This window comes from Neisseria sp. Marseille-Q1983 (genome assembly GCF_018224585.1).
Taxonomy (GTDB): Bacteria; Pseudomonadota; Gammaproteobacteria; order Burkholderiales; family Neisseriaceae; genus Neisseria; species Neisseria polysaccharea.
The window spans coordinates 1-11,818 of sequence record NZ_JAGTUI010000022.1; the positions used below are offsets into that span (position 1 = coordinate 1).

At 55.5% G+C, this 11,818-nt stretch carries 6 protein-coding genes; 2 read left to right on the forward strand and 4 right to left on the reverse strand.

Going from position 1 to position 11,818, the window contains the following annotated elements; translation table 11 throughout:
• Positions 1 to 377 precede the first annotated feature (377 nt).
• Together KEM39_RS06545 and KEM39_RS06550 are read right to left on the reverse strand one after the other, a co-directional pair.
• Positions 378 to 4,547, reverse strand: a complete 4,170-nt coding sequence (locus tag KEM39_RS06545) for a translocation/assembly module TamB domain-containing protein (RefSeq protein ID WP_211709732.1) — start codon at positions 4,545 to 4,547, stop codon at positions 378 to 380.
• 54 nt (positions 4,548 to 4,601) lie between these two features.
• On the reverse strand, positions 4,602 to 6,449 hold the full coding sequence (locus KEM39_RS06550; protein ID WP_211709736.1) for an autotransporter assembly complex protein TamA: 1,848 nt from the start codon (positions 6,447 to 6,449) through the stop codon (positions 4,602 to 4,604).
• 410 nt (positions 6,450 to 6,859) lie between these two features.
• Here KEM39_RS06550 and sstT point away from each other — a divergent pair, with 410 nt between their 5' ends.
• Together sstT and KEM39_RS06560 are read left to right on the forward strand one after the other, a co-directional pair.
• Positions 6,860 to 8,089 carry a serine/threonine transporter SstT gene (gene sstT / locus KEM39_RS06555; protein WP_002215131.1) on the forward strand — a complete coding sequence of 410 codons (1,230 nt, stop codon included), beginning with the start codon at positions 6,860 to 6,862 and terminating at the stop codon, positions 8,087 to 8,089.
• A gap of 116 nt (positions 8,090 to 8,205) precedes the next feature.
• Positions 8,206 to 9,684 carry a transferrin-binding protein-like solute binding protein gene (locus KEM39_RS06560; protein WP_118997862.1) on the forward strand — a complete coding sequence of 493 codons (1,479 nt, stop codon included), beginning with the start codon at positions 8,206 to 8,208 and terminating at the stop codon, positions 9,682 to 9,684.
• A gap of 208 nt (positions 9,685 to 9,892) precedes the next feature.
• On the opposite strand, the gene KEM39_RS06565 is transcribed toward KEM39_RS06560, so the two are convergent.
• Entirely contained in the window at positions 9,893 to 10,267 is a 375-nt protein-coding gene (locus tag KEM39_RS06565) for a DUF4431 domain-containing protein (RefSeq protein WP_192886343.1), read from the reverse strand.
• Positions 10,268 to 10,368: 101 nt separating this feature from the next.
• Positions 10,369 to 11,712, reverse strand: coding sequence for an argininosuccinate synthase (argG, locus tag KEM39_RS06570; RefSeq protein WP_211709734.1), 1,344 nt, complete (start codon positions 11,710 to 11,712; stop codon positions 10,369 to 10,371).
• Between the last annotated feature and the right edge of the window lie 106 nt (positions 11,713 to 11,818).

Below are 11,818 nucleotides of genomic sequence, written 5' to 3' on the forward strand. Positions count from 1 at the left end.
TGTACTGTCTGCGGCTTCGTCGCCTTGTCCTGATTTTTGTTAATCCACTATATTTTTCTTAACCATCCCTTCCAACAGCCGTGCGAAGGGTTTTTTATATCGGTGGGAAATGCAATATTCTATTGTTTTTATTGTGGAATTTTAAAAACAGATTGTTGTATTCCGCGTTTTTGCCGGTTTGGAAGCGGTGGGGCGCATCAGCCTTTTATAAAGGCATATCGGAAGCCTGTATCAGGTTTTTGAACATATCGATTCTGTTCCCTTGCAGGCGGACGGCGGCGGACGGCGGCGGAAAAGCAGGTTTTCAAATGTCCGGTTTGGCGGCGCGCCTTTCAGATGGCATGGCGGCGGAGAGTGCTATGCCGTCTGAAAACCGTTTATTTCCCTTTGCCGTTTCCGGCGATGTCTTTTTTGTCCGAACTGAAGAGGCGGTCGAAACGTATGGTGTATGTCAGCTCGCCGCCCGACGAAAGGCTGCCGATACGGGCAACCGCCTGTATAGCGCGGGTCAGCCGGTAAATCAGTTTGACGGACTGTTCCGCGCTGGAGATGCCGTATTCGTAGCCGATGTAGAGTTTGCCGGTCAGTTGTTTGCCGACGGTCAGCACCTGTTCGGCGGGGTTGAGTTCGCCGGTTTGCGCGTTGCGGCTGCGCTTGCTGGTAAAGCCCAAATCATCCACCAGCCCGATGCGGTCGTTGATTTGTCCGGCAAGCAGCGCGCCTGCGGCTGCGGACAGGGCAGCATTGTCGCCGCTGCTGCCGCTGCCGGCGCGGTTGAGGATGAGCCAAGAGAGCTTGTCTTTTTCACTCATCGGTTCGTTTGCCGTCAGTGTAATGCGCGGGCTGTTGAGGCTGCCCAATATTTCCACGCCCGCACCGACGGGGGAAAGGCGGCGTTCGGCGCGGATATTGAGGTTGGGGTCGTTGAGCGGGCCGACAAAGGAGACCGTGCCTTTGGTAATGTCCAAATCCTGCCCGTATGCCTTGTAACGCCCTTTGATGACACGGACCGTGCCCACGCCCCGCACGTTTCCGCCCGGTTGCGCGGTCAGGGTCAGTTTGCCGCCTATGGTAACATCCGCGCCGTAGCCGGCGAAGCGGATGCTGTCATTGAGGTCTAAAATCAGGTTCATATTGACGGGGAGTGGTGCCGCCGCCTCTTTTTTGACTTCGCCCAATACGACGACATCGTCGCCGACGGACGGCATCGAGGATTTTTGCGAACCGAACAGCCCCTGATCCGTTTTAATCATCCCGGTAACGGATATGCCTTTTTGCGGCGAATAGCGCAGGCGAGTGTTGCCGGAAACCGTCAGGCGGCGGTTGGGGCGGGACAGGATGCGGTATTTGTCGAACACCGCGCCGATATCGACATCGGGCCCGCTGTTTTCCATACCGACCGTGCCGGAGAGTTCCGCCGTTCCTTCGTGCCGGAATTTCAGGCTGTCGATTACCCATTTCCTGCCCGCGATATGCGAACGCAGCGAGCCGTTGTCCAAGATGATGCCTTGGGTTTGGTTGCGGTAATAGAGTTTGTCGCCGTTGATGCTGCCGCCCAAGTGCGGATCGGCGATGCTGCCACCGAGGGTTACGGCGGCATTCAGGCTGCCTTTGACGGTTTGTCCGACGGGCAGGAAGTTGCGGAATGCTTCGGCATCGGCAACGGTCAGGTTGAGCCTGCCGCCCAAAGGCGCGGTATCGAAGGAGCGGCTTTGCCCGACGGTGATGTTGCCGTTGATTTTCCCGTAGTTGCTGCTACCGTTGACAGCGGCGTTGACGGACGGAGAGCCGACCCGTCCGCCGATATGCGCGTCGGTGTTCAGGCTGCCGGTAATGTTTTGCGCGGCGGCGGGCAGAAAGGGCTTCAATGCGCCCAAGTCGGGAAGGGAGGCGGTAATCCTGCCGCCGAGCGGTGCGTTTGCCATATTGCCGCCGAAGGCGTTGCCGATGCCCAAATCGGCGTTAATCCGTCCGAAACGCGCACCGCCGTCAAGCAGGATTCCGATGCGGTCGTTTTGAAAGCGCGTTTTCAGGGAAAATGCGTTCAAACCCAAAGCCTGCCCGCCGGGCAATACGGCATCGCCGCTTTGTCGGCTGATATTGAGGTAGCCGCGCGCGTTGCGCCCGTAGGCGACATCCCAGTCGCCGTTTAAAACCAGATTGTGTTCGAAGGGCGGTTTGAAGAAATTGTGCAACTCGGCGATATGCAGACCGTGTGCGCCGCCTTTTGCCGATATGCCGGTTTTTTTATCCCAAGAAAAGTGTTGCAGGTTGAGGCTGCCGCCCATTGCCTGCCAATTTGCCGCACTTGCCGCCACGCGTTCCGCACCGGCTTCGAGCGTCATACGGTTTTGCAGCTTGAGGTTGAACGCGCCGCCGATATCGAGGATGCCGATGCTGCCTTTCCATAGGGTAAGTTCCCTGTTGATGCCGCCTGAAGCGTCCAAATCGAATTTGAACGGTTTGCCGTCCAGCGTCATGGCGGCGTGTGTGCGGATGCGGTGCTGCGCGCCCGTGCCGTCCAGCATCAGGCCGGCGGTATCGACAACCGCCGCCCCGCCCGACAGCGAAAGGCGGCTGCCTTTGATGTCGGCGCGTATCGGGCGGCTTGTGTCGGGCGAACCTTTGAGCGTGAAATCGAGCGAACGGATGTCTGCCACCTTGCCGATGTGCAGGTTGCGCGCCGCGCCGGAAAGGTCGGTTTCAAAGGTTCGGATGCCGCCGTCCAAATCGCCGGAAAGGTGTCCGCGTACATTTAAAGACCCCGCGAGTCCGAAACCGAAACGGGATAAATCGGGTGCGGTGATATTGAGGTTAAGCCGGTCGCCTTTTTTGCCGAAGCCGCCGTCTGTTTTGACGATGTTCCGCCCCAGCCGCAAATCGACGGCGGCGCGCGGAAGGTGGCGGGACTCGTAAACAATGTCGGCACTGCCGGCAATCGGTACGCCGTTGAACGTGCCGGGTAAAAACCGCATTTTGCCTGTGAATTTCTCTTTTGCCAGTTCGCCGGCAAGGTTTATTGAGCCGTTGATATTGCCTGCCGGAAGTTGCGGATCGATGCGCGAAGGGTCGAATGCGCGGGAACGGATGTCCAGCTTGAGCAGGCGGTCTTTAAACAGCTCGAGATAGCCTTGCGCGGTCAGGCTGCCTTGCCCGGCGGCGATGTTGACGGTGTCGAATACCAGTTTCCGCTGTCCGTTTGCGGGGTCGCTTGCAATGGCGAGGCTGCCGTCCGTGCGTGCCGTACCGGTGTCGAGTTGCCAAGAGATTTTGGGCGAGGCGGTTGGGCCTTTGATGCCGATGCTGCCGTCCAACCTGCCTTTGAACGCGGTTTGCAGCACGTCTTCTGCGCCGACGGAGTTGATGCCTATATTTAAATCGAGGATGTCTTTTTCGGTGTCGATTTTGCCCGACAGCCTGATGCCGCCCCGTCCGAGCAGGGCGGCGGACGTATTGCCGATATGCACCGTGCCGTCCTGCCGGATGACAAAGCCGCCCAAAACCTGACGGACGGGGATGCCGTTGCGGTCGACAAAGCCGGCTTTGGTGTTTTCCAAATCGAGCGAGCCTTCCAGCGCGATGCCGTCTGAAAACGACGGGATGGCGGTCAGGTCGAAATTCAGTCCGGCATCGGGCAGGGAAGGCACGAAGGCGGACGGATTGATGTTGAATCCTTTGACCAGCACTTCTTCCAATGTTTTATCCAATGATTCGGCAAACGGGTGGATGATGGATTTTCCCGAGAGGCGGATATTGCCGCCGTCGATCGTCAGTTTGGCGCGCACATCCTTCAGGCTGCCGCTCAGCCGCGCCGTACTGTGTATGGTTTCGCCTTTGAGTCCGCCTTTGGTGTAAATGGCGGTATCGAGGACAAACGGTTTTTTCAAGCCGACCGAGGCAGCCCCCGACGAACTGCTCCACGGCGTGTCGGCGGCCTTCAGGTCGAGGCGGTGTCCTTTGCGGTCGTAACGGTATGCCGCGTTGAGCCGTTCGAGATAGACGGTTTGTTTGTCAAAGGCTTTGCCGACGCTGATTTTGCCCGTCTCGAAGCGGTCGAGATAGACGGCGGCAGGCAGGTCTATGCTGTCGGGAAGGCTGAGCGGAGGGCGTTCTTCTTTAGGCGGAGTCGGTTTGGTAACGATGGCGATGTCGCCGGCGGAAATTTCGGTGATGTGCAGGCTGCGGCGCATCAGTTCGGACGGTTTCCACGCGAAGCGGAAGCGGCTGATTTTAAGGTCTGCCCCCTCGGTTTCTATCGACCAGTTGTCGCCGTCGAAGCCGTCGAGCAGCGTGCCTTTGAGGTTTTGGGAGGAAATGTTTACGCCGAACCAAGACGGGATTTGGTACAGCCCGAAGCGCAAACCCGCTTCCGTGCCGGCGAGCCAGCCGAGGAAACATACTGCCAAAATCAGGACAGACAGCAGTGCCGCCGACAGCTTCAGCAGCGGGCGGCGTTTTTTTGCCGGCGGGGCGGGGCGGTGTTCAGACGGCATTTTGCGCGTGCCGTTTTCGGTCGGATCGGTATCTGTCGGTGCGGTATCGGTCATAATGTCTGTTTCAAAATGGTTTGCTGCAATGCCGTCTGAAGCGGCCGTATCGGTTTAGAAGCGCGTTCCCAAGCTGATGTGCCAGCGGATTTTCTTATCGCTGTGCCCGTAGGCGATGTCGAAGGAAAACGGCGCGAGCGGGCTGAACCAGCGCACGCCCAGTCCCGAACCGTGTTTCAGCTTCATACGTTTGAAATTGGCGGCGGCGTCGCCCATATCGTGGAACACCGCGCCGGAAAGGGTGCGCGTAAACGGCAGTTGGTATTCCAGGCTGCCCACCAAGAGGGCGCGTTCGGGCAGGACCGATCCGTTCGGGCCGGCAAGCCCGATGCTGTCGAGTTCGTAACCGCGCACGGAAGACGCGCCGCCGCTGCGGAACATCAGCCCCGAAGGAACGTCGGCATTGTCGCGGGCAACGGTGTAACCCGCTTGTCCGCGTATGATGAACGTGCCGAGTTTTTTGTTTTCGGGCGTGAAGAAATAACCTGCGCGGGCAGAGGTGCGGATCAGCGCGGTGGAGGACAGGAATGTGCCCAAAGTCGTACCGATTTTGCCGTCGAGGTAATGGCCGTTTTCGGGATGCAGCACGTTGTTGAGCAGCTGGCGTTTCCAAGAGGCGGTCAGCATCGTGGCGTGGCTGTTGCCCAAATCGACATCCGAGCCGGGGATTTTCCGGCCTTCTGCGAGAAACTCCGCCCCCAGCCTGGCATCAATGCCCGCGCGGTCGCGCACATACCAGATGCCGCCGGAGAAGGCGCGTTTTTCGAGGTTTTGGGTGGTCGAACGGTTGTAGGAGACGTTGCTTGTCCAGTAGTTGCCCCTGTAGTTGCGGGGTTGGCTGATGCCGGCGGCAAGCGTGGTTTCGTATTTGTCCATATCCCAGACAACCGAACCGATATAGCCTTTGTTGAAGAGGTTGTAATAGTCGTAGGCGATTTTGCCGCCCAAACCGTATTCCGAATCGAGGCTGATGCCGGTTTCGAGTTTGTGGCGTTTGACCTCGGTTACGCTGACTTTGACGGGGACGCGGTCGCCTTGGAGGCGGTCGAAGTCGGCTTGTACGGACGCGCCGGAATAATGCCCGTTTTGTTCGAGCGCCTGTTGGAAGTCGAGCAGCAGGTCGAGGTCGTAGGGCGTGCCCGGTTGGAAGTGCGCCAGACCGGAGACGATTTGTTCGGGGTAACGCTGTGTGCCGGTGATTTCAAAGTCGCCGAAGGCGATGGGGCGGCCGCTGTCCACGACGACGTTCAAATCGGCGGTGGCGGTATCGGGGTTGACGACCGCCCGGGTGTTGCCGAGCTTGGCAAGCGGGTAGCCTTTGCGCGTTACCGCGCCGAGGACGGAAGTTTTGCTGTTTTCCCAACTGTCCTGATCGAAATCGCTGCCTACCGGCTGCTGCCAGTTTTCCAGCGCGTTGCGGTAGTATTCGGCGAGGTTGCCGTCTGAAAGGATGTCGCCGAGGATGGCGACGCCGACGTTGGCGATTTTGGTGCGCGGGCCCGGTGTGATGTGCACCGTATAAGCTCCGTCTTTTTCCGTCAGGCTGACTTTGCTGCTGAAATAGCCTTTGCTGCGGAGCATCGTTTTAACGTTGTCCGGCGCTTCTTCGGCGAGGAAGCCCGTCTGTTCCTTGTCCAATACTTCTTCCTGCTGCTGCGTGATGAGCGGCAGGTGTTCTTCGACCATATCTTTGATTTCACTGTCCTGCGTGTCGATGCGGACGGGAAATTTGGGTTTTAATTTGACTGATTCGGTGTCGGGGCTTTTGTTTTTGAACAATGCGAAACCCGCCGCCTTGTTTTCGGAAAGGTCGGCGGCAGGCGCGTATGCGTGCGGAAAGAAAAATAAAGCCGGCAGGAGCAGGGCGGTCGGTTTGATCATCATGGTACGGGTGTCGTGCATCGGTGTGGCGGTTTTCGATTCTAACACTGTTCGGACGGGGTTTCGAACGGCTGTTTTTGTGTTGTTCGGACGGGGCGGGACGCTTCAGACGGCATACTGCCGCCGGTATTTCGGAGGTTGCGGCCCGCCGGAAATGTATCTGCTTGTTTTAAGGTATTTTGTTTCCAATCCGCATATGGAAAACAGGCTGCGTTTCGGAATAGTGTCGAAAAATAGGCAGGATTAAATAAATTTATTCTCGTTCAATAAATTAAACCGTCGCGCCGAATGATAAAGCAAAGCCTGTCCGGCACTGCATAGGGCAAATCAACGCAACCTTAAAACACAGCCGAAAAATAAAAAAAACACAGAGAATGAGTTTTCTTTTAAAATACAACATTTTTTAACATATCACAACATAAGGAAGAATTATGGCGTTCGGCAAATCCTTATTTCATGCGATCGGCCGCGTCAGCCTGGTCAGGCAGATTGCCGCCGGTTTGGCGTTGGGCATCGTAATCGGTTCGGTTTCACCGCAACTGGGCTTGGCGGCAGGCTTGTTCGGCAGCCTGTTTGTCGGCGCGCTCAAAGCGGTCGCGCCGGTTTTGGTATTTATTTTGGTGGCAGCCACAATCGCGCAGCACCAAAAAGGCAACAAGGCGCATATCAGGCCGATTATCGTCCTCTACCTCATCGGTACGTTTTCCGCAGCCCTGACCGCCGTCATCGCCGGTATGGTTTTCCCGACGCACATTGTTTTGGCGGGCGCGGGCGATGTGTCCGCCGCTCCGCCTTCCGGCATTGTGGAAGTATTGAAATCGCTGCTGATGAACCTGGTCGCCAACCCGATTAACGCGATTGCCAATGCCAACTATATCGGCATTTTGGCTTGGGCTTTGGTTTTGGGCGCGGCGTTGCGGAATCACGGTTCGGACGTTACGCGGCAGGTCGTTGCCGATTTGGCGGAAGCGGTTTCCACCGTCGTGAAATGGATTATCCGTTTTGCCCCTTTGGGCATTTTCGGGCTGGTGTCATCCACAATCGCGGAGACGGGTTTCGGCGCGCTGGCGGGTTACGCGAAGCTGCTTGCGGTGCTGTTGGGCTGTATGGCGTTTATCGCGCTGGCGGTCAATCCCGCCATCGTGTGGTGGAAAATCCGCCGCAACCCTTATCCGCTGGTGTTTACCTGCCTGCGCGAAAGCGGCGTGTATGCCTTCTTTACCCGTTCTTCCGCCGCCAATATCCCCGTGAATATGGCTTTGGCGAAAAAACTGGGGCTGCACGAAGACACTTATTCGATTTCCATCCCGTTGGGGGCGACCGTCAATATGGGCGGCGCGGCGATTACGATTACCGTTTTGGCTATGGCGGCGGCGCACACCCAAGGCATACAGGTTGATTTTGCCACCGCGCTGCTGTTGAGCCTGGTGGCGACGGTCAGCGCGTGCGGCGCGTCCGGCGTGGCAGGCGGTTCGCTGCTGCTGATTCCGCTGGCGTGCAGCCTGTTCGGCATCAGCAACGATGTCGCTATGCAGGTGGTTGCCGTCGGCTTCATCATCGGCGTGATTCAGGATTCGGCGGAAACGGCGTTGAATTCTTCAACCGACGTTTTGTTTACCGCTGCCGCCGATTTGGGCCGACAGAGAAACCGGGCGGAATAAACCAAGCTATGCCGTCTGAAGCCCGTTTGGCGTTCAGACGGCATATTTTTACAATTTTATGGGCATATGGCGGAAACAATGCCGGCTTTGCTTTATTGAATACGAAGGAGATGATGATGTTTAAACGCAGTGTGATTGCAATGGCTTGTATTTTTGCCCTTTCAGCCTGCGGTGGCGGCGGTGGCGGATCGCCCGATGTTAAGTCGGCGGACACGCCGTCAAAACCGGCCGCTCCTGTTGTTGCTGAAAAAGAGACAGAGGCAAAGGAAGATGAGCCACAGGCAGGTTCTCAAGGACAGGGCGCGCCATCCGCACAAGGCAGCCAAGATATGGCGGCAGTTTCGGCAGAAAATACAGGCAATGGCGGTGCGGCAACAACGGACAAACCCAAAAATGAAGACGAGGGACCGCAAAATGATATGCCGCAAAATTCCGCCGATACAGATAGTTTGACACCGAATCACACCCCGGTACCGAATATGCCAACCGTAGATATGGAAAACCAAGCACCGGATTCCGGGGAATCGGCACAACCGGAAAACCAACCGGATGTGGCAAATGCGGCGGACGGAATGCAGGGTGACGATCCGTCGGCAGGCGGGGAAAATGCCGGCAATACGGCTGCCCAAGGTACAAATCAAGCCGAAAACAATCAAACCGCCGGTTCTCAAAATCCTGCCTCTTCAACCAATCCTAGCGCCACGAATAGCGGTGGTGATTTTGGAAGGACGAACGTGGGCAATTCTGTTGTGATTGACGGGCCGTCGCAAAATATAACGTTGACCCACTGTAAAGGCGATTCTTGTAGTGGCAATAATTTCTTGGATGAAGAAGTACAGCTAAAATCAGAATTTGAAAAATTAAGTGATGCAGACAAAATAAGTAATTACAAGAAAGATGGGAAGAATGACGGGAAGAATGATAAATTTGTCGGTTTGGTTGCCGATAGTGTGCAGATGAAGGGAATCAATCAATATATTATCTTTTATAAACCTAAACCCACTTCATTTGCGCGATTTAGGCGTTCTGCACGGTCGAGGCGGTCGCTTCCGGCCGAGATGCCGCTGATTCCCGTCAATCAGGCGGATACGCTGATTGTCGATGGGGAAGCGGTCAGCCTGACGGGGCATTCCGGCAATATCTTCGCGCCCGAAGGGAATTACCGGTATCTGACTTACGGGGCGGAAAAATTGCCCGGCGGATCGTATGCCCTCCGTGTTCAAGGCGAACCTTCAAAAGGCGAAATGCTCGCGGGCACGGCAGTGTACAACGGCGAAGTGCTGCATTTTCATACGGAAAACGGCCGTCCGTCCCCGTCCAGAGGCAGGTTTGCCGCAAAAGTCGATTTCGGCAGCAAGTCTGTGGACGGCATTATCGACAGCGGCGATGGTTTGCATATGGGTACGCAAAAATTCAAAGCCGCCATCGATGGAAACGGCTTTAAGGGGACTTGGACGGAAAATGGCGGCGGGGATGTTTCCGGAAGGTTTTACGGCCCGGCCGGTGAGGAAGTGGCGGGAAAATACAGCTATCGCCCAACAGATGCGGAAAAGGGCGGATTCGGAGTGTTTGCCGGCAAAAAAGAGCAGGATTGATGCTGATGCCGTCTGAAGCGGGGGCGTTCAGACGGCATAATGATGTTTGGGGCGGCGGGCCCGGTTCAAATCCGCATCAGTTGATAAACCCGTTGTCTTTCATTTTCTTTTCGGAAAAATACTGGCCGAATACCAGCAGGGCGGCGAGGATGATGACAAACAGCCCCATAAATTTTGCTTTCTAAACCTCCGGCGTTCATTGTTTTTTCTAAGGTCTATTGGGTGCAGAAATTCTAAAAACATCACACAATACAGGTGTTTCATGATGTATGGTATGGCTATGAAATAGTGTTTCACATTGTACCCGTGCCCTTTTACCTTTAAATTGACGATATTGCTGAAAATGTTCAGACGACGACATAACGAGCTGCATCATCGTTACTCCTGTTTCAGGAGTGTCTATACCGTCATTATCTCCAAGTGGTGGTACAACGGTTATTGGCTTGTCAAGGACAATAGCTGCCCAGCCGCCGTGCATTGGCCGGATTTTTCCTGTAAATGATACCCATTCACCATACTGGTATTCATAGGCTAGTGCTGGTAGAGAAATAGCTAACAACAATAAAGCACATAATTTCTTCATCGCATCCATCCTCTGCAGTTAAAATAAATCGAATCATACCTCAGACCTAACAAAAAAGGCTACCAGCAATTTCTAGTAGCCTTTTTTGTTACAGTTTGGGTTTACTTGCTGCTATCAAGCTTTGGCAATACCGAACCTTCGCCCAGCGACAACAAACCACTTTGCGAGTAGATGCCCAGTTTGGCGCGGGTGTCGGTGATGTCGAGGTTGCGCATCGTGAGCTGTCCGATGCGGTCGAGCGGTGTGAACGCCGCACCTTCGACTTTTTCCATACTCAGGCGTTCGGGTTGGTAGGTCAGGTTGGGCGATTCGGTGTTCAGAATCGAGTAGTCGTTGCCGCGACGCAATTCGAGGGTTACTTCGCCGGTAATGGCTTTGGCGACCCAGCGTTGGGCGGTTTCGCGCAACATCAGGGCTTGGCTGTCGAACCAGCGGCCTTGGTAGAGCAAACGTCCGAGGCGCAGGCCGTTGATGCGGTATTGTTCGATGGTGTCTTCGTTGTGGATGCCGGTAACCAAACGTTCGTAGGCGATGTGGAACAATGCCATGCCCGGGGCTTCGTAGATGCCGCGTGATTTGGCTTCGATGATGCGGTTTTCGATTTGGTCGCTCATGCCTAAGCCGTGACGGCCGCCGATGCGGTTGGCTTCGAGGAAGAGTTCGACGGGGTCGGCGTATTCTTTGCCGTTTAGTGCGACGGGCACGCCCTCTTCAAAGCGTATGCTGACTTCTTCGGGTTTGACTTCGACGTTTTCGTCCCAGAAGGCAACGCCCATAATGGGTTTGACGATTTTGATGCCCGAGTTCAAAAATTCCAAGTCTTTGGCTTCGTGGGTGGCACCCAACATATTGGAATCGGTGGAGTAGGCTTTTTCCACCGACATTTTGTAGTTGAAGCCGTTGGCAATCAGAAATTCGCTCATTTCGTGGCGACCGCCGAGTTCGTCGATAAATTGTTGGTCGAGCCAGGGTTTGTAGATTTTCAGCGCGGGATTGGTAAGCAAACCGTAGCGGTAGAAACGCTCAATGTCGTTGCCTTTGTAGGTGCTGCCGTCGCCCCAAATATTCACATCGTCTTCTTTCATTGCGGAAACAAGCATCGTGCCGGTTACGGCGCGGCCCAGAGGCGTGGTGTTGAAATAGGCGATGCCGCCGGTGGAAACGTGGAACGCGCCGCATTGGATGGCGGCGATGCCTTCGTGTGCCAACTGCGCGCGGCAGTCGATTAAGCGGGCGTTTTCCGCACCGTATTCCATTGCTTTTTTGGGAATGGCGTTGTAGTCGTCTTCGTCGGGCTGGCCGAGGTTGGCAGTGTAGGCATAAGGCAGCGCGCCTTTGAGTTTCATCCACAACAGCGCGGCAGAGGTATCAAGACCGCCGGAGAAGGCGATGCCGACTTTTTGACCGACGGGGAGGTTTTGTAAAATAGTATGGTTTTGGCTCATGGGGAATCCTTCGGACTAAAAATAAAAGCAGAACGAGGCAAACCGCTCTGCACATGATTTGAACTTATTATCTTATAAATAGATGAGATAATCTAGTTTGATGCCG

Coding starts and splice junctions, on each gene's coding strand:
- KEM39_RS06545 (WP_211709732.1), bottom strand. CDS start 4,547: ATGACCGATACCGCACCGACAGATACCGATCCGACCGAAAACGGCACG.
- KEM39_RS06550 (WP_211709736.1), bottom strand. CDS start 6,449: ATGCACGACACCCGTACCATGATGATCAAACCGACCGCCCTGCTCCTG.
- sstT (WP_002215131.1), top strand. CDS start 6,860: ATGGCGTTCGGCAAATCCTTATTTCATGCGATCGGCCGCGTCAGCCTG.
- KEM39_RS06560 (WP_118997862.1), top strand. CDS start 8,206: ATGTTTAAACGCAGTGTGATTGCAATGGCTTGTATTTTTGCCCTTTCA.
- KEM39_RS06565 (WP_192886343.1), bottom strand. CDS start 10,267: ATGAAGAAATTATGTGCTTTATTGTTGTTAGCTATTTCTCTACCAGCA.
- argG (WP_211709734.1), bottom strand. CDS start 11,712: ATGAGCCAAAACCATACTATTTTACAAAACCTCCCCGTCGGTCAAAAA.